21 protein-coding genes are annotated in these 22,278 nt (G+C 64.8%); 14 read left to right on the top strand and 7 right to left on the bottom strand.

Features of this window, described 5'->3' with window-relative positions; all coding sequences use genetic code 11:
• The first annotated feature begins 345 nt into the window (after window positions 1-345).
• Both ASE31_RS19570 and ASE31_RS19565 read left to right on the top strand, forming a co-directional pair.
• A complete protein-coding gene (locus ASE31_RS19570; protein WP_057203496.1) occupies window positions 346-813 on the top strand; it encodes a helix-turn-helix domain-containing protein in 468 nt (155 codons plus the stop codon).
• A gap of 506 nt (window positions 814-1,319) precedes the next feature.
• Window positions 1,320-3,488, top strand: coding sequence for a hybrid sensor histidine kinase/response regulator (locus ASE31_RS19565; protein WP_082604269.1), 2,169 nt, complete (start codon window positions 1,320-1,322; stop codon window positions 3,486-3,488).
• Window positions 3,489-3,551: 63 nt separating this feature from the next.
• On the opposite strand, the gene ASE31_RS19560 is transcribed toward ASE31_RS19565, so the two are convergent.
• The 3 genes from ASE31_RS19560 to ASE31_RS31830 all read right to left on the bottom strand — a co-directional run bounded on the left by ASE31_RS19560 (window position 3,552) and on the right by ASE31_RS31830 (window position 6,596).
• The gene (locus ASE31_RS19560) at window positions 3,552-3,941 is read right to left on the bottom strand and encodes a two-component system response regulator (protein WP_255357695.1); all 390 of its coding nucleotides are present in this window, start codon (window positions 3,939-3,941) and stop codon (window positions 3,552-3,554) included.
• A gap of 269 nt (window positions 3,942-4,210) precedes the next feature.
• Window positions 4,211-5,908: a sensor domain-containing diguanylate cyclase gene (locus ASE31_RS19555; RefSeq protein WP_057203493.1), complete on the bottom strand. Its 1,698-nt coding sequence runs from the start codon at window positions 5,906-5,908 to the stop codon at window positions 4,211-4,213.
• 352 nt (window positions 5,909-6,260) lie between these two features.
• Entirely contained in the window at window positions 6,261-6,596 is a 336-nt protein-coding gene (locus ASE31_RS31830; protein WP_157412585.1) for a hypothetical protein, read from the bottom strand.
• Window positions 6,597-6,851: 255 nt separating this feature from the next.
• On the opposite strand from ASE31_RS31830, the gene ASE31_RS19550 reads away from it, so the two are divergent.
• On the top strand, window positions 6,852-7,397 hold the full coding sequence (locus tag ASE31_RS19550; RefSeq protein WP_157412584.1) for a hypothetical protein: 546 nt from the start codon (window positions 6,852-6,854) through the stop codon (window positions 7,395-7,397).
• Between the two features lie 603 nt (window positions 7,398-8,000).
• Here the strand turns inward: ASE31_RS19550 and ASE31_RS19545 are convergent.
• Window positions 8,001-8,372 carry a hypothetical protein gene (locus tag ASE31_RS19545; RefSeq protein ID WP_235514680.1) on the bottom strand — a complete coding sequence of 124 codons (372 nt, stop codon included), beginning with the start codon at window positions 8,370-8,372 and terminating at the stop codon, window positions 8,001-8,003.
• Between the two features lie 1,248 nt (window positions 8,373-9,620).
• Complete coding sequence (locus ASE31_RS19540) at window positions 9,621-10,262, bottom strand: NAD(P)-dependent oxidoreductase (RefSeq protein WP_057203491.1); 642 nt, start codon at window positions 10,260-10,262, stop codon at window positions 9,621-9,623.
• 115 nt (window positions 10,263-10,377) lie between these two features.
• On the opposite strand from ASE31_RS19540, the gene ASE31_RS19535 reads away from it, so the two are divergent.
• From ASE31_RS19535 to ASE31_RS32720, 8 genes are all read left to right on the top strand, one after another.
• Complete coding sequence (locus ASE31_RS19535; protein ID WP_057203490.1) at window positions 10,378-11,280, top strand: LysR family transcriptional regulator; 903 nt, start codon at window positions 10,378-10,380, stop codon at window positions 11,278-11,280.
• A gap of 116 nt (window positions 11,281-11,396) precedes the next feature.
• Window positions 11,397-11,804 carry a hypothetical protein gene (locus ASE31_RS19530; protein WP_057203489.1) on the top strand — a complete coding sequence of 136 codons (408 nt, stop codon included), beginning with the start codon at window positions 11,397-11,399 and terminating at the stop codon, window positions 11,802-11,804.
• Window positions 11,805-11,819: 15 nt separating this feature from the next.
• Complete coding sequence (locus ASE31_RS19525) at window positions 11,820-12,680, top strand: LysR family transcriptional regulator (protein ID WP_057203488.1); 861 nt, start codon at window positions 11,820-11,822, stop codon at window positions 12,678-12,680.
• A gap of 65 nt (window positions 12,681-12,745) precedes the next feature.
• Window positions 12,746-13,042: an antibiotic biosynthesis monooxygenase gene (locus ASE31_RS19520; RefSeq protein ID WP_057203487.1), complete on the top strand. Its 297-nt coding sequence runs from the start codon at window positions 12,746-12,748 to the stop codon at window positions 13,040-13,042.
• A 192-nt stretch (window positions 13,043-13,234) separates the two neighbouring features.
• Window positions 13,235-14,194: a chemotaxis protein gene (locus ASE31_RS19515; protein ID WP_057203486.1), complete on the top strand. Its 960-nt coding sequence runs from the start codon at window positions 13,235-13,237 to the stop codon at window positions 14,192-14,194.
• Window positions 14,195-14,456: 262 nt separating this feature from the next.
• A complete protein-coding gene (locus tag ASE31_RS19510; protein WP_057203485.1) occupies window positions 14,457-14,966 on the top strand; it encodes a hypothetical protein in 510 nt (169 codons plus the stop codon).
• Window positions 14,967-14,996: 30 nt separating this feature from the next.
• Complete coding sequence (locus tag ASE31_RS19505; protein WP_057203484.1) at window positions 14,997-15,740, top strand: DUF4124 domain-containing protein; 744 nt, start codon at window positions 14,997-14,999, stop codon at window positions 15,738-15,740.
• A gap of 177 nt (window positions 15,741-15,917) precedes the next feature.
• Window positions 15,918-16,940 carry a hypothetical protein gene (locus tag ASE31_RS32720; protein ID WP_157412583.1) on the top strand — a complete coding sequence of 341 codons (1,023 nt, stop codon included), beginning with the start codon at window positions 15,918-15,920 and terminating at the stop codon, window positions 16,938-16,940.
• Window positions 16,941-16,952: 12 nt separating this feature from the next.
• On the opposite strand, the gene ASE31_RS19495 is transcribed toward ASE31_RS32720, so the two are convergent.
• Window positions 16,953-17,900 (bottom strand): SDR family oxidoreductase, encoded by a 948-nt coding sequence (locus ASE31_RS19495; protein WP_057203507.1) that lies wholly within the window; start codon window positions 17,898-17,900, stop codon window positions 16,953-16,955.
• 43 nt (window positions 17,901-17,943) lie between these two features.
• Here ASE31_RS19495 and ASE31_RS19490 point away from each other — a divergent pair, with 43 nt between their 5' ends.
• Both ASE31_RS19490 and ASE31_RS19485 read left to right on the top strand, forming a co-directional pair.
• On the top strand, window positions 17,944-19,005 hold the full coding sequence (locus ASE31_RS19490; protein WP_057203482.1) for a CDP-6-deoxy-delta-3,4-glucoseen reductase: 1,062 nt from the start codon (window positions 17,944-17,946) through the stop codon (window positions 19,003-19,005).
• A 91-nt stretch (window positions 19,006-19,096) separates the two neighbouring features.
• The gene (locus tag ASE31_RS19485) at window positions 19,097-20,080 is read left to right on the top strand and encodes a tripartite tricarboxylate transporter substrate binding protein (RefSeq protein WP_057203481.1); all 984 of its coding nucleotides are present in this window, start codon (window positions 19,097-19,099) and stop codon (window positions 20,078-20,080) included.
• Between the two features lie 43 nt (window positions 20,081-20,123).
• Here ASE31_RS19485 and ASE31_RS19480 read toward each other — a convergent pair whose 3' ends face one another.
• Complete coding sequence (locus ASE31_RS19480; RefSeq protein ID WP_057203480.1) at window positions 20,124-21,437, bottom strand: aspartate aminotransferase family protein; 1,314 nt, start codon at window positions 21,435-21,437, stop codon at window positions 20,124-20,126.
• A 116-nt stretch (window positions 21,438-21,553) separates the two neighbouring features.
• On the opposite strand from ASE31_RS19480, the gene ASE31_RS19475 reads away from it, so the two are divergent.
• Window positions 21,554-22,278: TetR/AcrR family transcriptional regulator (locus ASE31_RS19475; protein ID WP_162261423.1), on the top strand; the 725-nt coding region annotated here is incomplete at its 3' end.

Raw genomic sequence — 22,278 nt, 5'->3', positions numbered from 1 at the left:
ATCCGGCTTGGTCGATGGAGCACGCTGGGGCGCTATTGGTCGCGCAAACAGCATTTGTGCGTCGAACCTTCCAAGCCCATGCACCACCAACAATCAACGCGGCCAACACCGCAGCGATAAGTGGTCCAGTCCATTCGCCCAGCAGCCATCCCGCCAATCCAGCGGCGGGCAGCCCGCTGAGCAGCGTAACGGCGATGGGAACGGAGCAGCACGCAACGCATGCGCCTGCCAATCCGAGCGCGGCCAAAATGGGTTTTTTCATGGTATTTCTCTCAAAGCTTACCGGGGACATTCCCGTACACTGACTCTAGAACCTCAAGTAACTTGAGATGCAAGGAGAATCGAATGAATACCCTGTCGAGCGATGGGCAATTGAGCATTGGTGTGCTGGCCCAGCGCACGGGGTTCAATGTGTCTGCGCTGAGGTACTACGAGGAAATCGGGTTGATACCTCCCGCCACACGGCGGCCGAGTGGCCACCGTGCGTATGACGAGAAAGTCCAGGAGGTGCTGACGCTCATACGGCACTGCCGGGACTTCGGGTTCTCGATAGAGGAAACCCGTGCCCTTGTGTCGCTCTCCACCAGCGATGAACGCGATTGCGTGGAAGCGCGAGACATTGCTCAACGGCATCTGAGCGCGGTGCAAGCGAAGTTGGAGGAGCTGAGAAACCTGGAGCGCAGCTTGGTCAAGTTCGTGCAGGCTTGTTCTGACGATTGCATCGGTGGGCCCGCCCCCAAATGCACCATCTTGACGGACCTGAGCCTGGGTGTTACCGGTCCAGCAAAGCCCAAAGGATGCTGCGGCTCTTAGGCTGCCCGTGCCTTAACGCGAGCAGACCCCATGCCAGTGGATAGACAAGCAGCTTGAACGCCCGCTGTTGGCCGGGTGGGGCGTGTCCCGATCGATCAGCCTCTTCAGGTGCGGTGTCAGCGCCCTGAACGTCATACAGCAATTTGCAAAACGGTCAGGCACCGACGACATGCCTCAGGTAGGCGATACAGCACTGGGGTTAGTGAGTCACTTCGGCCTGGATCAACAAGCAGGGCACCCGGACTGACCCCGCGACTGCCTCCGGAACCAGCCCATAAGCGCGCTGGTGACTTTGCAGTTACCATTCATACCGATTGGTATTCGCACGAAGCAGCGCAGGGTAAATGGCGAGCGCGCATGACGCGTTGGTCTGTCCGGCCCCCCTCGTGAGTGGTAGCTCGGCATTTCTCGCTGATGCGAGGTCCTGTGCGCCGTATTTCAACGTCGCTGCGCAGAACGGATCCGTCCATCCCGGTTTAATTGACCCCGCTCGCCAGGAACAACCTATGTGGACACTAAAAAGAGCCAGCGACAAGGGCTCGAAAGAGGCAGCAGAGTCGGTGCGCTGGCTGCGCCGGATGGCGTTTTTGAGCGTGGCAGTGCCCCTGGTGATCTACGCCATTTTCGGGGTGGTGGGGTTCCTGCGTGCCACCGACGAGACCGATGCACGGGTGTCTCGGTCCCTTCGCGTTGCACATGAGCATGCCTCCAAGGTGATGGCTACGTCAGAGGCGGTCGCCGAAAAGGCCTTCTCCCTGGTCAATGGCAAGAATCCGCAGGCGTTGCACAGCATTGAGGCCTTCCTGCACGAAGAGTTGCGCAGGCGCAGCATGGACCAGCCCCAGATCCAGTCCCTCCTGGTGCTAGATGCCCAGGGCCGGCCCATCGCCAGCAGCCGCATGTTCCCGTTCCCGCGGGTCGATCTGTCCGATGGTGAGTATTTTCAGCAGCATCTGCGGGGCCGCACGGGGCCCCATCTTTCCAGGCCGCTCGTGACCCGCACGTCCAACGAGCGGGTGCTAAATGTCAGTATCCCCTTCGAGGACGACGTCGGCAAATTTGGCGGGGTCATCAACGTGGCCTTGCTCACGTCGTACTTTTACGATTTCTATGGGGATCTGGTGGCAGACGAGCCCAACCTGGCGGTGAGTCTTTTCCGGGGAGACGGCGAGATCTACACCCGCTGGCCCTACAGCGCCGACATACCGGTGAAATTGCATCCCGACGCGCCGGTAATGCAGCGGCTGCGCGCTGGCGAGGACTCAGGGCGCCTGCGTGGCTCCTCGCCGATAGACCAGAAGGAGCGCGTCATCGCCTACCGCAAGGTGGGTGACTACCCCTTGTACGTGTCCACGGCGATGCGGCTAAACGTGCCGCTGCGCGAGCTGTTTCAGCAGCTCGCGCTGTTGTTCGCCATGGGGGCGCTGCCGGTGGCTGCCCTGGTCGTCACGGCGCGGGCGGCGCTGCGAAGCGCCCGCGCTGCGCACAACACGCTGCAGGACCTGGAGCGTGAAACCGAAAGCCGCCAGCGTGCCGAAGAGGCGCTGCGCCAGGCGCAAAAGCTCGAGGCGCTGGGCCGGCTGACCGGCGGCGTGGCGCACGACTTCAACAACGCGCTGATGGTGATAAGCAACAACCTGCACCTGCTCAAGCGCACGGCACCGGAGTCGGCCCTGCGGCAGATCGAATCCATTGCCCGGGCCGTGAAGTCGGCGACCAATCTCACCCGCCAGCTGCTGGCCTTCTCGCGGCGCCAGCCCCTGGTGGCCGAGTACGTGCAGCTGCAGCACAAGCTCCCGGCCATCCAGGACCTGATCGTTCCGGTGCTGGGCAGCCGAGTGCGGCTGGACGTGCAGGTGGACCCCGCAACCGCGCCCGTGTTCCTGGACATGAGCGAGCTGGAGTTGGCCCTGCTCAACCTGAGCATCAACGCGCGCGACGCGATGCCCTCGGGGGGCACGCTGTCGATCCAGGTGCGCAATGCCGGGCCCCGGCCCGCAGGGGCACAACCGGCGCAAGAAGCCCAAGGGGCGCAGGGTGCTCAAGCCGGGATGGTCGTCATTGAGGTATCCGACACCGGTAGCGGCATTGCGCAAGACAACCTGGACAAGGTGTTCGAACCCTTCTTCACCACCAAGCCCGTGGGCGAAGGCACGGGCCTGGGCCTGAGCCAGGTGTATGGCTTTTGCCAGGGCGTAGGTGGGTACGCGGAAATTGCCAGCGAGGTGGGCAAGGGGACCAAGGTCAGTTTGTACTTGCCCTGCACGGTCTACAGGGCATCCACGCAGGAGCCCGCCGTCGATCCCTCTTTCAAGCCCCTCGGCATGCGCCTGCTGGTGGTGGAGGACAACGACGAGGTGGCCGAGTCCCTCGTCCCCCTGCTGCAGTCGCTGGGGTGCACCGTTACCCGCGTGGACCGCGCCGATAAGGCCATTTACCTGCTGCAGGAGGGCCAGCGGCCCGACCTGGTGCTGACTGACGTGATGATGCCCGGCGAGCTCAACGGAGAGGGCTTGGCAAGGCTCATCCGCGAGAAATGGCCTGCGCAGCGGGTGCTACTGATGACGGGGTATGCCGAGCAACTGGCGCGCATCTCGCAGCTGGGCTTTGATGTGCTGCCCAAGCCCTGCACGCCCCAAATGCTGCATGCCGCCATCGGCAAATCCGCAACCTAGACGCACCAAGCCGCGCACGGCGTGCGGATTGGTGGCCAGCGGTTGTCCTCCATGCGCGGTTAGCTACTGAAGTAAGCGCCTGTTGGGCACCGGGACATACCTGGCATCACAACAGTCTGCAATCAGCGCATCGAAAAGATCGAAATTGAGGGGTTTGAGCACAAGGTGGTCGGTCCCTGACCAGTCAGCGACCTCGCGGTGTTCGATGTCCCCCCGGATCGCGATCGTGATGCATTCGGCACCCCATGCTGCTTTGGCCGCTGCTTTAAGACGGTGAGACAACTCTACACCGGTGTAATCCGGAAGGTCTTCGTCGATCAATACGACATTCGCAAGCCGCTGAAGCATGTGATCAAGAGCAGCCCGTCCGGTCGTGGCTTGACGTACGCCATAGCCAGACTGTTCCAGCAGTTCGACCATGAGCTCAAGTGACTCCTTCGAACTATCAACCACGAGAATGTCCTTCACAGCCCCCCCAAAAATGGCAGATTGTGCGCCTTGGGGCCGTTTTGGGACTGGCGAAATGTTACATTTTTTGTCTGACGCGACGACTTAGAAGCACCCTGACGCAAAATGAATTTTGAGCGCAGCACCAATAGCCAGAAGTTGCATCCCACCCAAGTCCAGCGCAGGAGAGTCGACTATTCAATGCGCCAGGGGGGAACGCTTCTAGGTGAACGCGCGCGACTTCCAGAGCCATTCGCAGCTGAGTTATGCGCCAATCACGCTACGTCCTCGACGCACACCTGATTGCGGCCTTGAGCCTTGGCATCATAAAGCGCGGCGTCGCTTCTGCGCAGAAGCGCCCTGGAGGAATCCTGCGGCGCGCGAAAGCTCGCCACTCCAGCACTTACGGTTATTCGCCCAACGAGTGGCATCTGTTGTGCCGCGACACTGTCAACGATCGCTTGGGCGAGAGTGCGTGCGCCAAGGCTGTCAGTGTCAGGCAAGATAACCGCGAATTCCTCACCACCTAGCCGGCCAATGATGTCGCAGGCCCTTACGCGCTGCTCGAGTACCTGAGCCAATCGTCGCAGCACTTCGTCGCCCGCGTCATGACCAAACGTGTCGTTCACTTTTTTGAAATAGTCCACGTCCACCGATACGAGGCTCAACGGCCGTCCACTTCGGATCGCCAGGGCCACTGCAAACTCGATCTGCGTAGTAAACCCGCGTCTATTCAACAAGCCTGTCAGCGCATCCGTACGCGCCTGGAGGTCCAACGCCCGGTTCGCCGCTTCCAGCTCAGCAGTCCGAACGAGGACCTGCTTTTCCATTTCTGTGTTGGCCGTGAGCAGTCGCGCTGTCATCCCTCGCAAAGCAAATGACAGCTGCTTCACATCGCGATTTCGGTCGACAAGCGGGATCATCGCGCCAAGCTTTCCGGCTTCCACCTCGCTCGCTGCTTCACACAGAGTTTTGATGTCTTCGCTAAGGCGTCGTGCAGCAAACCATGCCAGCAGAATTGCAGCCAACGCCGCGAACGCGCCGAAAAAAAGCGTGGCATTGACGGCCCTATTGGCATCTGCAAAGGCTATGTCCACAGGTTGCCTGGCAACAATATTCCATCCAAGATCACTCGCTTGGTTTCGCGGCTGCAAAGGTACCGACGAGGTAAGGTAGCTCTTCCCATCGACCCACGATGACACCGCTGCTGGCTTCTTCAAGCCATCTGTGAAAGACGGCGGTACAGGCAGTCGTTGCTTTCCACGTTCCAGTTCACTTCTGTACGCCGGAGGTGAGTAGATCAGCGCACCTGAGCGGTCGAAAACGAACAATTCAATCGACGAAGCTTGGGTGACCGTGGGCGCAAGACTTTCCAACACATCTCTCGTCCATTCCCAACTGCCGTGCATCCCGAGCACCCCCACGGTCGTGCCGCCCAGTTCGATCGGAGCGGCAAAATCGACGAAGCGATGAGGCTCGCCGGACGCATTGGGCGGCAAAAGCTTCTCCAACAGCTTTGCAGGGTGCACGTCGCCAACGTGAAGGTCAGCAAGGCCAGCGATGAACCATGGACGCTCTCGAACGCTATTGCCTTCCAGCAAACCCTGGGTTGCGGCCTTCACGTGCCCTTCAGCGTCAGCGACTCCGATCCACAAACTGTAGGGGTCAATTGCCTGATTGCGGGCAAGAAGCTCGCGTACCTCTGGCGAGTCAAGGCCCTTCTCCCAGATGCCTCTCGCTTTGGAAAGCACCTGTACCACGCGACTACGCTCAAAAAGGCCTTGTGACAGCTGTCGACTTGCATTTTCAGCCACGGTATGGAGCACCTGGCTCGCGTCCTTTTGCACGCTAGAGCGAAGCATCCCGCCCAACCCTGCCGAGAGAACCAATGTCAGGACAACGACAAGAGCAGCGAAGACCAAAGAGAGTTGGGTCCGCAGGCCTAGTTGGCGAAATAGCGCGAGTTTTGTCATGCTGACCTCACTGAAGCGGCCAAAACATCCTCTGGCACATGGACCTTCCAAAGGCTGTTTCTGCAGAGACTACCGAGAATCAGACGTAAGATCCTAGCACTACGGATTGGCCAATTCTAGGAATATTGTCAAGAATTAAATGACAATGAAAATCATATCGATCTGGAAGCAGTTCAAGCGAGGGCGCGCCCTTTCTGATATTTTCGATTGCATGAGAATCATCACTACTGAGCACAGGCTTCGATGCGATGCGTACAACAGTTGTTGGGTGCTTCTTGTGCGACAAACGAAATGGTCAGTCGCTTCCGTAGAACTGCCAGATGGCAAGACGGAGTTCGTCTCCCCTGCTGAATCATTCGACACCGAAGAGGAGGCGCTGGATCACGCCAGAACCTGGGTATGCGCTTTCAGTGGCAAGCAATTCCAATAACGAAATCTTCTGTAGCGTTTGGGCGCTCGTGAACTGGCAGCGTCCAGTCGCCTTATCTTGTGGCAGCCAAGCTACGGTGTTAAGTGGGCTGCCAAGGATGCGGCTGTAGGTCCTCGATGCGGCTGTTGAGCTGCGCCCGAAACATTTGAGAACATCGCGCAGATAGATACAGCGCTCGCGGCGACACACGCGGGCCGACTGCACCAAGCTCATCATCACAGCCGCGCGTTGTCCGGCCAGTTCAATGACTGCGAACATCCAAGCCTCGCGCCCCATTGCCAAGGGCTTGAGCTGACGCTACAGGAGTCTGTTGTCGATGCGCACCGCACCGTCTTGGAGTTGACGCGCAAGTGCAGGTCTGTGTTTGGCCGGGGCCCATGCTACCCCTCACCGTGGATGAACGCAGCCCGATGGCCTGACCTTCACGCCCCTGGGCTTGCTTCGCTGGTGCGTGGCGGCGTGGTGGTGCAATTTGCGCCTGCGGTGGCCGACTTGGCGGGTCTGGCCAGCGCTGTGACCACAGCACTGCCGGGTGCCACGCTGAAGCCGGGTGCCGAGGGTGTACTGCAACTGGGCTTTGGCGGCACCACCTATGTGCTCAAGCCCGACTGGACGGGCGCGGGTGTCGGCACAGGGGCAGGCGCAGGCACGCACCGCATCGGGGTAGACGAACAGGGCCGCATCGTGTTCCAGGCAGGCAGTGGGCCCAAGCAACTTCTGCTGCCTGCGCTGCTTAGCACCGCTCAGGCACAGGGCATTTTCAGCGCGGCGATGCCTGGTTCGACGCTGGCCGTGCAGCCAGGCAGCAGCGACGGGGCGTTCACGCTCACTCTGGGCGGGCAGGCATGGCGACTGGTGCCGCAGTTGGCACTGCCTACTGGCGCGGCAGGCCAGAGGGAGCCCTGGCGCATGGGCGCGGACGGGGTGCTTTACCTGAAGCTGGGAACGCAGGTTCAGGTGGCTGCGAGTGGCGGACTGACTTGCCTGCGCAAACGCTCCGCTACATGTAGCGACTTAGCGAGCCCATCACCATGCGCTACTGGTGCCGCATGTCGGTGACCTGATAGCGAAATGTTGGTTTGAGGGCTCAGCTATGGCGGTGTACGCATCTACTCGCATGCAGGCACTGTCAAGTCCTCGTACCTGGCCCATCTGCTGCTGGGCAAAGGTTCGTTCAAGGTCAAGTCGGCTCGAGGTCTGCTGTTTGGCTGCACCGTCCTTGTGCCAGGAACATTGCTGCTTTTGCTTGTGGCGACAGGTGGGCTCCATCTATTGATGGATCGGCCGCTTCGAACCGCAGATCTTGCGTTTGCGATTTTTGCGTTCGGAATCGGCTGGTTCATGCTGGATCAGATTCGGACCACCTGGTGGCTGCTTGAAGATCGCATCATTCCTGCACCCGATGGCCTGGTCAGATTGACAGAGGAGCCCGCTCAGCTGGAGAGCTTCAGGGTTGATCAGGGAAGAGTCATTGGCTTGGTCCGCTACACGGCCAACTGTCCAGTGTGCGCTGCAGCGGTGGAACTCCGATACGGTCAAGGTCATAAGAGACGCAGGCTGTTCGGCTGCTGCGTTGAGGCGCCTCAAGAGCATGTGTTCACTTTTGACCGTGTTACCAGGCGAGGTACTCGGGTCAGGTAAGGAATGGCTTTGCGGTAACCCTCATGCAGCGAGGGTCGACGGGGACAGATGCCAACCGAGACGCTCGGCGGTCTTGCGCACAATCCATTCGGACTGCAAATCTGTGCACCACTTCTTGCTGAGCAGGCTCCGATAAACAGCTCTCAGCGTAGCCTCCTGATCACCCTGAAACGCAGTCAGTTTGCGCTCGCAGTAGGGCACCATCTGCACGACCAAGTCCTCACAGACCTCGAAGGCGGTAGCGACCTCGGAGGGTGAGGTACCTGGGGCGTAAAACTTTCCATCCTCTTCGGTCAAGCTCATCTTTGGATGCGCGCCAGAGAGAGCAGAAGGGATCGCGACTATCGGGAAGTCGGCAGGGATTCCGCTATAAGTGGAACGGTCGATTGACATGGTCGCTCCTTGCAATGGGAGCAACATACCTCCAAGGAGCCGGGGCTTCAAGGGCAGTACAGAATCAAGGCCACGGTGTTCGTGCATTGCTTTGGTCCAGGCCCTGCCCCATCTTCAGCAAAAGCAGTGGCCAGTGCGCCTCGATGCGCTGCAGTTCAAGCTCCGATGCTGACATTTTCAGGGGATGGACGGCCAAACAGCCTTCCCACAGAAGAATGTCCACTCAAGCCGTGGATGAAGCTGTGGATATCTCCGTGGTATGTCCTGCAGAGCCTGCACCGGCGCGGGTCTTGATGGAGTGCTTAATTCCTAGGCAAGACAGGGCGAGGGCTGCAGGTCCTACCTGTTGAAGTGCGGCCAACGCGGCCGAATCAAGGCTTTTGAGGGACACCTTGGTGCAGGCCATAACTTTGCTATCCTGCTTGTCTCTGGACGAACAACGAGGTTCATCATGGAGCTTCACCTTGTCAACGAGCGTCCGGCGCCGGATGTCCTTTCGCAACCCGAGGTCGAACTGCACCACTGGCGTATCCTGCGGCGGGGCAATGGAACCCTACACATTGCCGCCCAACTTGATTCCGGGCCACTACGTGTCACCTCCTTGCTGCAAGCCATAGACCTGCCCAGGGCAATAGTCAAAACGGAGTCAGGACGGAGCTACCACCTGTGTAATCCACCTGAGGAAGACCAACTGCTGAGGTCGCTCATGGTGCTAAACGCAGCCCGAGGCCTGGTTCAGGTTTCGGAGGATGTGAGTGACGCCATCTGGGCCGCAATAGCCACTGGCGCTTGGCCCTATGAAGGCTCCAGCTTGCTGCCTTCAGTGCAATAGCTCCGCTCAAGCCGTTTGGACAGTCGACCTCATGCCATGGGGCGGCAGGAGCCCCGCTGATTTCCACAATGCAGTAAATGCCCGACGGACCTTCTTTTCATCCAACGGACTTTATTTGCTGTAGTCAGTTGGTTCGGTTACGGCACCCGACCACACCACCGTAACGCTATTAGCAAGATCGCAGACTTTATCAATAAGCTTGCCGCGCAGCATCAATCTGGCGCAAACATCTGATGCCGTTGGCACACTGCCTGGATTGGTACGTATGACCTTTCCACTACCGTCCGGGCTGGGAAGGGTTTACGACATTCGCAAATAGCCCCTCCCCCGCTAAGAGCCGCGCCAGTGCTCAACGATGGTTTACGACTTTATTTGTGGGTTTACGACTTTATTTGGCAGGAATATCCCCGCAGAGATCAACTGGCCACGGTGAATCGCTGCTGCACGTGGCGCGGGTTCTCCAGTTCATCGACGATGGCCACGGCCAGGTCGGCCACGCTGATGCCGCCTGGGGCTTCGCCATTCATCAGCGGAGCATCGGTGCCCAGGCGGTATTTGCCGGTGCGCTCGCCGGGGGCCAGCAGGATGGGGGGCGACAGGAAGGTCCAGTCCAGCGAGGTTTCGCTGCGGATGAGGTTGAGCGCCTCGCGCGCGGCCAGGGCGCCCGGTTTGTACTCGGCGGGGAAGTTGGGAGTGTCCACCAGTTGCACGCCGGGCGCGACGTACAGGCTGCCTGCGCCGCCCACCACCAGCAGGCGCTTGACCGCAGCCTGCTTCACGCCGGCATAGATGGCGCGCGTGCCGACCAGGAACTGGTCGTGGATGTCGGGCACGGTCCAGCCCGGGTTGTAGGCGTTGACCACGGCGTCGTGGCCGGCCACGGCCTTGGCGACCTGGGTGGCGTCCTGGGCATCGGCCTGCACCACGGTGAGGCCGTCGCGCGCAGCCAGTTTGCCGGGGTTGCGAGCCAGCGCGGTCACCCGGTGCTGGCGGCGCAGCAGTTCTTCGAGCACGGCCGAGCCGACGAAGCCGGTGGCGCCGATCAATGCGATGTTCATGTCATTTCCTGTGGTTGAAGTTCGATGCAGTAAGAATAGGGGCTTGTCAAACAACCTACTAGACGGCAAAAATCGCCTTCACCTTGAAGCCCCACTTCACAATCTAAGAAAAAACATGGATGACCTCAAGCGCATGGCCGTATTCGCCGCCGTGGTGCAGCACGGCTCGATGAGCGGGGCCGCGCGCGCCCTGGGCATGAGCACCTCGGCCGTGAGCCAGCAGGTGCGCAAGCTCGAAAGCGATGGCGGCGTGACGCTGCTGCACCGCTCCACTCGCCAACTGGCGCTGACCGAGGCCGGCCAGCGCTACCACGCGCGCTGCGCGGCCATGTGCGCGGCGGCCGACCAGGCGCGGGCCGAGCTGGCGGCATCGCGCGATGCACCGAGCGGCGAGCTGCGCCTGTCGGCCACGGTGGGCTTTGCGCGCCACATTGCACCGGCCCTGGGCGACATGCTGGCGGCCAATCCGGCCCTCAGGCTGCGGCTGCTGGTGGATGACTCGCCCATCGACCTCATCAACGCGCGCATCGACCTGGCCGTGCGCTTTGGCCGGCTGCAGGATTCGAGCTGGGCGGCACGGCGCCTGTGCGCGATGAATGTCTACCTGTGCGCCTCGGCCGACTGGGTGGTGCGGCACGGCATGCCTGCGCACCCCGATGCGCTGCTATCGCACAGCTGGCTCGGGCTGGTGCGCGACGGCGAAGCCATGTTCGCCGAACTGCGCAACACCATGGGCGAAGCGCGCGCGCTGCGCATGGAGCCGCGCATCGCCAGCAACAACCAGCTCTCGTTGCAGCAGATGTGCGAGGCCGGCCTGGGCGTGGCCATGCTGGGCAGCAGCGATGTGCACTACGCCCTGCAGACCGGGCGCCTGGTGCGGCTGCTGCCGCAGTGGGAACTGGGCACGCTCGACGTGTGGGCCGTGACGCCCCAGCGCGATGCCCAGCCCGCCAAGGTGCGCCAGGCGATCGCGGCGCTGCACGCCTACCTGCGCCAGGTGCCTGGCATGTTGGAATGAATGAGGCCTGGGGATCCATCGATTTTTTATCGCTGCGGACCATAAATTCCATCGTTGTGCCGGCGCAGTGGCCTGCCTACAGTCGCGGCTTCTTTCTTTCCCCCAGGAGCCTTGCCATGACGACGAACCCCGCCACCCCCACCTACCCCATCGACCAGGTGATCGCCGCCTTTGCCAACGGCGACGTGCCCACGCTGCTGGGCCATGTGGCCGACGACGTGGACCTGCGCATCGACCACTACCGCGATGGCGCGGACACCCGTTGGCAGGTGGCCAGCGACAAGCAGGGCCTGATCGCCATGCTGCAGCGCCTGGCGGTGGAGGTGTTCCCCCGGGGCACGCAGATCCTGCACACCCACAGCCAGCCGCTGGGCAACGAGTGGGTGCTCACGCAGTTCCACCAGCGCTTCTTTTATGCGGTACAACAGCGGGAGGTGGAAAGCCTGACCTGGATCGTGAGCCACTCGGTGGCGGGCCAGGTGGACTATTTCCGAGAAACCGTCACCACCATCACCCCGGTCTGAAACCGCCTTTGAAGCATGCTGTTTGACCTGCGCGCGCTCGGCTACTTCGTGGCCGCCTACGAGGAACGCTCGGTGACGGCGGCCGCGCGGCGCTGCTTTGTGGCGCAGCCGTCCATCAGCATGGCGATCAAGGGGCTGGAAGATGCGCTCGATGCCGTGCTGTTCGAGCGCAGCCGCAGCGGCCTGGCACCCACGCCCGAAGGGCACCGCCTGTACCCACGCGCCTGCAGCCTGCTGGCAGATGCGAACGCCATGGTGCGCGACTTCCGCGAGGCGCCGCGCGAGACCCTGCGCGTCTTCCTGCAGGACACCCTGCTCGTGGGCCCGGCTGCGCCGCTGCTGGCGCAACTGGAGCAGCACCTGCCCCAGGCCCTGGTCCGCCTGACCGCCAGCGCCGAGGAATCCCGGCTGCGCCTGGTGGCCGAGCATTGCAAGGCGCCCGGGGATACCTTTTTCCCGCTGTGGCGCGAGCCCTATGTGATGCTGGTGCCCGCGCAGCACCCGCTGCGTTTCAAGAAACGCTTTGGCGTCGCAGACCTCAAGGGCCTGCCGCTGATCGAATGGCCCCACTGCCCGCTGCACCAGTCGTTCATCCGCCTGCTGGCCGAGCGTGGCATTGCGCTCGCGGTGCGCGCCAGCGCAGAGCGCGAAGAACTGCTGCTGCACATGGTGGACGCCGGCATCGGCCTGGCGGTGGTACCGCAATCGCACGCTGCCCATGCGCGCCACGCGGTGGTACGGCCGCTGGACGGGGCACTGGCCTTCGACCGGCACATGGGCCTGGCCTGCGATGCGTCCGACGCGCCCATGCTGGCCCTGCTCGGTGTTCTGGCCGCGGGGGCGGTCGCACCGGCCCCATTGTCGAGCGTGGCGTAGAAAGCCCTGGCACCGGTGCCCATTGCGGTACAACCGGGGTTGCACCCACACCAACAGGCCACCCGATGATCCTGGAAATTGCCCAATTGACCATCCGCCCCGGCCAGACCGGCGCCTTCGAGCAGGCCTTTTCCCAGGCACAGCGCATCATTGCCTCGATGCCCGGCTACCAATCGCACGAATTGCAGCGCTGCATCGAGCGCCAGGATGACTATCTGCTGCTGGTGCGCTGGGCCACGCTGGAGGACCATGAGGTGGGTTTTCGCCAATCCGCGCAGTACCAGGAGTGGAAAGCCTTGCTGCACCACTTCTATGACCCTTTCCCCACCGTGCTGCACTACGGCCCGGTGGCAGGCCTGTAGCACAATGCGAGGAGCCTCTGCGCCACGCCGGGCGGGGGCTGGCATGGGGCGTGCATGGGCAGATGTCTCGGCGCCGCGACGCTTGGGGGCGGGCAGACCCCATTCGGGTACGACCTGACAATTTAACGTGCTGCGCACACCGTTCTGATCCTAGAATTTGTAAACGCGCGTATCCGCGCAAAGGACATCCCCATGAAAGCAGTGCAGCAGGACATCGACGAGCGGACCAACCTCACCAGCACGAACAAATTCGAGCTGCTGCTGTTTCGCCTGGGCACCGACAGTGCCCTGGGCAAGTCCGAGCTCTTCGGCATCAACGTGTTCAAGATCCGCGAGATCGTGGCCATGCCCAGCATCACCCCCATCGCGGGCACCACGGCCCACTCGCTGGGCGTGGTCAACCTTCGCGGCCAGGTGATCCCCGTGCTGGACCTGCCCTCCATCGTGGGCTGCAAGCCCCAGACGGGCCTGAACATCATGCTGGTGACGGAATACGCCCGCACCACCCAGGCCTTCGCCGTGGAGTCGGTGGAAGACATCGTGCGCCTGGACTGGAAGCAGGTGCTTTCGGCCGAAACCAGCGGTGCCGCCGGCAAGCTGGTGACCAGCATTGCCCGGCTGGACGGCAACACCGACGAATCGCGCCTGGCCCAGGTGCTGGACGTGGAAGCCATCCTGCAGATGGTGTCCCCGTCGGACGGCCACGAGGTCACCGAAGAGAAGGTGGGCGCAAAGCTCAAGCTCAAGCCTGGCAGCATCATCCTGGCGGCGGACGACTCCTTCGTGGCGCGTTCGCTCATCGAGCAGGAGCTCAAGGTGCTGCACGCACCCTACGAGATGGTGAAGTCCGGCAAGGAGGCCTGGGACCGCCTGAACGCGATCGCCAAGAGCGCCGAGGCCGAAGGCAAGACGGTGCTGGACCGCGTGGCCATGGTGCTGACCGATCTGGAAATGCCCGAGATGGACGGCTTCACGCTGACCCGCAACATCAAGCAGGATGCGCGCTTCCACGGCCTGCCGGTGGTCATCCACTCCTCGCTGTCGGGCTCGGCCAACGAAGACCACGTGCGCAGCGTGGGTGCCGACGGCTACGTGGCCAAGTTCGTGGCGGAAGACCTGGCAGAGACCATTCGCCGCGTGCTGCCGAAATAAGCCCCCAGCGGCGGCCGAGGCCGCTGCCCCTTCTTTTGCGTGAACGATTTCACGCCACCTACCAGGCAAGTAGCCTTTGGCCTACCCGGGAGGGCTATCGCCGCGCGCCCGTCTGCGGCAAACTGGATGCCGGTCAACCAAATACAGGGCTCAAACGTCAAGTTGCAATCTGCCTGTGCGATGTAACACCTGATTGGTGTTGTTTTCGTGGGCTTTACCTGCAACGCGGAACGCGCCTTGTGCGCCGGGAGTCTGAATCCATATGACAAATACCATCGCCCGCGTTCTCTCCGCCACGGTCCTGGGCGCCGTGCTGACTGGCTGTGCCACGGTACCGGGCGACCCGTACTACGCGCCAGGCCCTGCCTACTACCCGCCGAGCTCGTCGACGATCATCTACGACTCGCCGCCGGTCTACCATTCGCCGCAGCCCGTGTACGTGACCCCCCCACCGGTGTACTACGGCAACACCCGCCGCGATGAGCGCGACTGGGCACGTGAGCGCGAACGCGAACGTGCGCAGCAGCAATGGCGCGAGCAGGCCGAGCGCGAACGCCGCGACCGGGACCGTGATCGCGACCGTGACAACGCCCGCCGGGACCAGGATCGCCGCAACCAGGCCAATCAGGAGCAGGCTCGCCGCGAGCAGGCCGAGCGTGACCGGCGTGCGGCCGCCGACCGGGCCCGTGGCGACAACCGCCAGTACGGCCCCGGCCCGGCACCTACCGACTGGCGCGCCCGCCAGCAGTCGAACAGCCCTGAAAAGCCCTGAGTGGCTGCAGGCCCTCAACGGCCAGACGCCATGATCCGCGCCCACCTGCCCGCTATCTGCAGCCTTGTCCTGGCAGGGTGGTGTATTGGCGCGCAGGCCCAGGTCACGCGCTGCACCGATGCACGCACCGGCAAGGTGACCTACACCGACGGCGCCTGCAACAGCAGAGAGGCAGCGCGCGAGGTGGAGCCGCGCCGCTCCCCTGAGGAAATTCTGCTGGACCGACAACTCTCCGCCGAGGCCCTGGAGCGCAAGCAGCAGCGTCAGCAGGCAGAGAACGACGCAGCGGATGCCGAAGCCCGGCGTGCCGATGAACGCAATCGAGCACGCGCCGCCAACGCACCGCTGCCGCAGGACTATGCGCGCTCGCCCGAGTGCGCACGTTCGCGCCGCAACTACGACATGCAGGCCAGCGAGGGCCCCCGCTCGACGCAGGAACAGGGGCAGCACCTGGAAGCTGCCCAGCGGCAGATGGACCTCGATTGCCTGGGCCCCCAGGGCTATGCCGAGGTGGAGCGCGCCCGCGCCGCGCAGCCCCGCGTGGTGGTGGTGCCGCCGCGCTACGGCATCGGCTACCCGGCGCCCTACCCGCCCCCTGCGGTCTTCCCGCAGCCTTTTCCCACCGTGCCCCAGCAGCCCCCGCCACGGCTCACGCAGTGCTCGGACTATCGCTGCACGGACAACCAGGGCAATACCTACCCGCGCAACGGGCCGGGGCGCTTCCCTGGCACTGGCGGCGTTTGCCGCTCCAACGGCGGGCAGGCGCCCTGCTGAGGCCAGCAGGGCAGCACTGCCCTGCGCTCCACGCTCCCCTACAGGCACACCCTCAGCACGGCGCGCTGCGGCCTGGGCACCTCCCCCTAATACCGTAGCCGCTGTCGTCAACCGCCCACCCCCATCGCGCGTCTAGAACGGACACCGCCGCAGTTTGGCGGTTGCCCAAGGAGCCCCATGACCCCTTTGCCTGTGCGCCTGGCATGCTTGTCACTCATCGGTGCAGCGTTGACCGCCTGCGCCCCACGCGGCACCTACCCTGCACACCCGCTCGGCCTGCAGCACGTCCATCTGGCCAGCTATCCCTCTCCCGTACAGCCACCGCCAACCCCGGCACCTTCGTCCAACTTCGCTGCCGCCCCCATGCAGGATGCAGGCACAGGACCCACAGCGGCCGCCCCCGTGCCCCCGACCATGGGCCCCGCAGGCCCGCATCGCCCATCGGGCCTGCCAGGTCTGCAGCACGTCGACCTGGCCAGCTACCCCTCGCCCATTCCACCAGGATCCACCACAGCGGGCACCTCTTCGAAGGCGGCGAAGACCTCGGCAGCGACCCCACCGCCCTCGACCGTCCGGCCCCATTCCGGCAGCACGCCTCCTGCGATAGCGCGCCCCACCTATGCGCAAGACATGGACCGCATGCGCCGCATCGAGGACGAGGCACGGCGCGACAATGAATTGCGCCTGGACACCATGGCACGCGAGATGGAGCGCGACCGCCAGGAACGCGAGCGCCAGCGCGAACAGGACCGCCTGGAGCAGGAGTACCGCGAGGCGGCCCTGCGCGACCAGATGGAACGCGACCGCCGCTACCACCAGGAGCGTGAGCAGGAACGCGAGCGTGAGCGTGCACGTGATAAGGATCGCGAGCGCGACCGGCAACGCGAAGAGGCCCGCCGGGACCAGGAGCGGCACGACCACGCGCGCAACCGCGAGCAGGCGCAGCGGGAACAGGCGCAGCGTGACCAGGCCGACCGCGAGCGCCGTGAACGGGAGCGCGACACCGCCCGGCGCGACCAGGAACGCCGCGACCAGCAGGCAGAGCGGGAACGCGAGCAGGCGCGGCGTGACCAGATGGAGCGCGACCGCAAGGCTGCTGCGGATCGGGTACGCAACGAGCGCCCGATGCAGTATGGCCCCGGCCCGGCCCCGACCGACTGGCGTGCCCGCCAGCAGTCCAACAGCCTTGAGAAGCCCTGAGAACCTGTTTTTCTAAGTGCGCAGACCCTCGGCCACGCTGGGGTAGCGCAGCCGCAGGCCCAACTCCTGCAGCATGCGCCGGTTGTCCAGCCGGCGCGACTCGCTCATGAAGCTCAGCAGCACCACGGGCAGTTCGGTCTGCGCCGTGCTGCGCGGCAGGCGTGGCGGGCGTGGCAGGCCATAGAGGTCGGCCGCCAGGTCGAAATAGTCGCCCATCTTCAGGTGGCTTTCGTCGCTGACGTTGTAGATGCGCTGCGGGCGCCCCTTCCACAGGGCGCGCAGGCAGACGCGGGCCAGGTCGTCGGCGTGGATGTGGTTGGTGTACACGTCGTCCTCGGCCACCAGCACCGGCGTGCCCTTGCGCAGCCGCGCCTCGGGCGTGCCGCCTGCGCGGTCGGGGGCGTAGATGCCGGGGATGCGCAATATGCTGGCTCGCACGCCCGCACGGCCCAGGTGGCGCACGGCGCGCTCGGCATTTACGCGGCGCTGCGCGCGCGGGGTGGCGGGCGCCAGGGCCCGGGTCTCTGGCACCAGGGCGCCCTGGCAGTCGCCATACACCCCGCTGGTGGAGGCGTACACCAGGGAGGCCGGCTGGCTGCGCAGGCGCAGCGCGCGCGCCAGCGCCACGGTGCGCGGGTCGCGCCACCAGCTACCGCTGCCAGCGCCTTCACCCGGGGGCGGCGCCAGGTGCATCACCCGGGTCGCCACACCCGACAGGCGCCGCAGGGTGGCCGCGTTGTCCAGGTTGCCCAAAAGCGGGGTGATGCCCCGTGCACGCAGGCCCTCCACGCGGTCAGGGCTGGAGGTGAGCGCCAGCACGCGCACGCGCGGGGCCGCGGCACCGGGCGCCTGCAGCTGGCGCACCACGCGCTGGCCCACGTCGCCACAGCCAACGATCAACAGGCGCTCACGGCGAAAGCGCGCCGGCAGGGCGCCAAGGGGGCTTTGGTTTGAGGGCAAAATCGGGTCCGCGAAGAAGACAAGTTCCAAGGATACCCACAACATGACCAGCGCCGAGGCGGCCCCCGCGTCCAGTTTCCAGATTTCCGTGCAGCCCAGCGGCCGCGCCTTTGCCGCACAGGGCGATGAATCCATCCTGTCCGCCGCCATCCGCAGCGGCGTGGGCCTGCCCTATGGTTGCAAGGACGGTGCCTGCGGCTCCTGCAAGTGCAAGAAGCTCAGCGGCGCGGTGTTCCACGCCAACCACCAGTCCAAGGCGCTCACGGCCGACGAGGAGGCCGCCGGCTTCGTGCTGACCTGCTGCGCCACGCCCCTGTCCGACGTGGTGCTCGAATCGCGCCAGGTCACGGACGAGAGCGCCTACCCGGTCAAGAAGATGCCGGTGCGCGTGTCCACCCTCACGAAGAAGTCGCACGACGTGATGCAGCTGCGCCTGCAGCTGCCTGCAGCCGACACCTTCCGCTACCACGCGGGGCAGTACATCGAGTTCATCCTGCGCGACGGCGCGCGCCGCGCCTACTCCATGGCCAATGCCCCCCACACCCAGGGCGATGCGCCGGGGGTGGAGTTGCACATCCGCCACATGGCGGGCGGGCGCTTCACCGACCACGTGTTCGGCGCCATGAAGGAAAAGGAGATCCTGCGCGTGGAAGGGCCGTTCGGCAGCTTCTTTCTGCGCGAGGACTCGGACAAGCCCATCGTGCTGCTGGCCTCGGGCACGGGTTTTGCGCCCACCAAGGCGCTGATCGAGCACCTGCAGTTCAAGGGCAGCACACGCCCTACCGTGCTCTACTGGGGCGGGCGCCGCCCCGGGGACCTGTACATGGCCGACTGGGTGCAGGAGCGCTTGGCCGAGATGCCCAACCTGCGCTACGTGCCCGTGGTCTCCGACGCCCAGCCCGAGGATGGCTGGAGCGGCCGCACAGGCTTCGTGCACCAGGCGGTGATGGACGATTTTTCCGACCTCTCGGGCCACCAGGTGTATGCCTGCGGCGCCCCCATCGTGGTCGAGTCGGCACGCGACGCCTACAGTGCCCAGCGTGGCCTGCCGCCCGAAGAGTTCTTTGCGGACGCCTTCACCTCCGAGGCCGACAAGCACGGTTGAGGTGGAGACAACACCCCGGGCGATGGGGGTATTTCCCGATGGCTGGCCCTTTTTTTTGTAGTGGCCGCTCCATTTTTTGCACAATGGCACCATGAACCGCAGAAACCTCACCACCCTTCTCGCCAGCGCCGCCGTTGTGGCCGCTGCCCTTCCACACGCCGCGATGGCCCAGGACTCGGGCCAGCCGATCCGCCTGATCGTGCCCTACGCGCCGGGCGGCCCCATCGACGTGACGGCGCGCGCGCTGGCCGAGCGGGTGCGCGACTCGCTGGGCACGGTGATCATCGACAACAAGGGCGGCGCGGGCGGCAACATCGGTGCCGACGCGATCGCCAAGGCGGCGCCGGACGGCCTGACCATCGGCATCTCGGCCACGGCCACGCACGCCGTGAACCCCTGGCTGTACAGCCGCATGCCCTACGACGCGGCGAAGGATTTTGCCGCCATCACGCAGATGGTGCGCGTGCCCAATGTGCTGGTGATCAATGCCGCCAAGGCCGAGCAGCTCAAGATCCGCAACCTGGCCGACCTGATCGCCTACGCCAAGGCCAACCCGGCCAAGCTCAACTACGGCAGTGGCGGCAACGGCAGCGCCGGCCATCTGGCGGGCGAGATGTTCAAGCAGCGCGCCGGCATCTTCGCGCTGCACATTCCCTACCGCGGCGCCAACCCTGCGCAATTGGCCCTGCTGGCCGGCGAGGTGGATTTCAACATCGACAACCTGGCGGCTGCGGCCCCCAACATCCGTGCCGGCAAGCTCAAGGCCCTGGCCGTGACCTCGCTGGCCGCCAGCCCCAACCTGCCGGGCGTGCCGCCGCTGTCGGACACCTTCAAGGGCTTTTCCATTGACACCTGGTGGGGCCTGGTGGCCCCGGCAGCGACGCCCAAGCCGGTGATCGACAAGCTCAACAAGGCCTTCGTGGCGGCCCTGAATGCGCCCGAGACCAAGACCCGCTTCGGCCTGCTGCTGGCCGAGCCCGTGCCCACCACGCCTGCGCAGTTCGAAGCCTTCATGGCCAGCGAGCGCGCCAAGTACCAGCAGGTGGTGAAGGCCTCTGGGGCAAAGGTCGACTGACCGCCTCGCCGCCCCTTTCTTCAGCGCCCCGAGGGGCGCTTTTTCATGCCCGGGCCGGCAGCACGTTGCGGTGCCTTGCCACCGCGGCCTCCAGCGCGGCCACCATGGCATCGCATTCGGCGTCGCCCACGGGCAGTGACAGCGCGATCAGGCCGCGCCGGGCCATGAAAACGCCCTCTTCCAGCAGGCTGAAGAACAGCAGGTCCTTGGCGCGCCCGTCGGTGCCCTGCAGGTCGGCGGGTGAGTGCACGGGCGCGGCCGTGGCGTGCAGCGTCATCAGCGATCCGGTGCCGGTGAAGGCCATGTCCACACCGTGGCCGGCCAGTACCGCGTTGAAGCGCGCGCGCAGCTGCTCGCCGCGTGTATTGAGTGCCTGCACCACCTCGGCAGTCAGCACTTCGCTGAGGCCCGCATGCCCGGCGGCCATGGTGAGCACGTTGTTGTTGAAGGTGCCGGCATGGGCCAGCGCGTCAGGGCGGCGTGGGTCGAAGCGCTCCATGACGTCGCGGCGCCCGCCGAACACCCCGAACGACATGCCCCCGCCCAGGTACTTGCCCGCCGTGGTGAGGTCCGGCCGGATGGACAGCAGCCCCTGCCGCCCGCCGAAGGACAGGCGCGAGGTCATCACCTCGTCGAACACCAGCAGCGCGCCGCAATCGTCGGCCAGATCACGCAGCGCCTGCAGGAAGGCCGGCTCGCCCGGAATGCAGCCGCCCGCGCCCAGCATGGGCTCGACCAGGATGGCGGCGATGTTCACCCCGTGCGCGGTCACCAGCGCGCGCACGCCGTCAGCATCGTTGTAGCGCGCCAGCACGAAATCGTGCGGCACGTTCATCGGCGAGCCCCCGCCCGCGAAGGTGAGCACGCCGCCGTGGTACGCCCCGTCGAACACGACCACCTTGCTGCGCCCCGTGTGGGCCTTGGCGGCGGCCAGGGCCAGCAGATTGGCCTCTGTGCCCGAATTGGCAAAGCGCATCAGCTCCATGGAGGGAAAGCGCCGCTGTATCTCGTGCGCCAGCAGGCCCTCGCGCGCCGTGTGGGACGAGAGGTTGATGCCGCCGGCCAGCGCCTCCTGGATGGCACCCATGATCACAGGGTGGGAGTGGCCATAGAGCCCCGCCGTGAACTCGCCCAGCGCATCGATGTATTCATGCCCGTCGGCATCCCACACCCTGCAGCCAGCGCCGCGCGCCATGCTGAGCGGGAAGGGGCCGTGGAACAGCACGCTGCGGGTATTGCCGCCGGGCAGCGCCGTTTCCGCTTCGGCCAGCAGGGCGGCGCTGCGTGGGTTGCGTGCGCGGTAGTTCTCCAGAGCCTGCAACAGGGCGTGGTCCACGGGGGACTGGGTAGCGTTCATGCGATCTCCTGTACGGTGTACAAGAAATTATGGATGCCGGAGGGCGATCTGGCAAGTGGCAGCGCTCCGCGCTGCCGGATGCCCGACAATCCGGCAACTGTCTCCGCCCTTTCCCGATGCTCCGCGCCCGCACCAAAGCCCCCGTTACCCCCGATGCCGCAGCCGGCACACCCCTGTCGCGCGAGAGCGTGCTGGCAGCCGCCCTGGCGCTGATCGACCAGCGGGGGGTGGAGGGTTTCAGCGTGCGCGACCTGGCCCGCTCGCTGGGCGTGTACCCCACGGCGCTGTACTGGCATGTGCCGGGTGGGCGCAACGCGCTGATTGCCGGCGCGGTGACGGCCGCCGTGGGCGCGCTGGAACCACCCGATGCGGCAGGCGACTGGCGCACGGAACTGCGCGCCCTGTTCGCGCGCTATCGGCGGGCCGTGCACCGGCACCCGCGCATTGCCCCGGTGCTCGGTGCGCAGCTGGTCTCCAACGCCAGCCTGAACCCGCTGCTGCTGGACCGCATCCTGGCGCTGCTGGAATCGGCCGGGTTCGCGGACCAGGGCCTGTTCGATGCCTACAACGTGGTGATTGCCGCCATGGTCAGCTTCGTGACCCTGGAACTGGCGCCGCAGCCCGATGACGACCCCGACGGCTGGGCCGCAGGCCACCAGGCGCGGCTGGCGCAGATCGATGGCGATGCCTGCCCCACCCTGGCGCGCCACCTGCCACAGATGGCCAACCGCGCCTTCGTGGTGCGCTGGAGCAGCGGCAGTACGCACCCGCTGGATGCGGGCTTCGATGCCTGGACGGAGGTGGTGGTGCAGGGGCTGGCCGCGCGGCTGCCCAGGAATGT

The sequence above is a fragment of the Acidovorax sp. Root217 genome, from assembly GCF_001428645.1.
In the GTDB taxonomy this organism is placed as follows: Bacteria; Pseudomonadota; Gammaproteobacteria; order Burkholderiales; family Burkholderiaceae_C; genus Acidovorax.
Note: the sequence above shows the minus strand (reverse complement) of the source record. Positions and strands in the feature narration are given on the sequence as shown.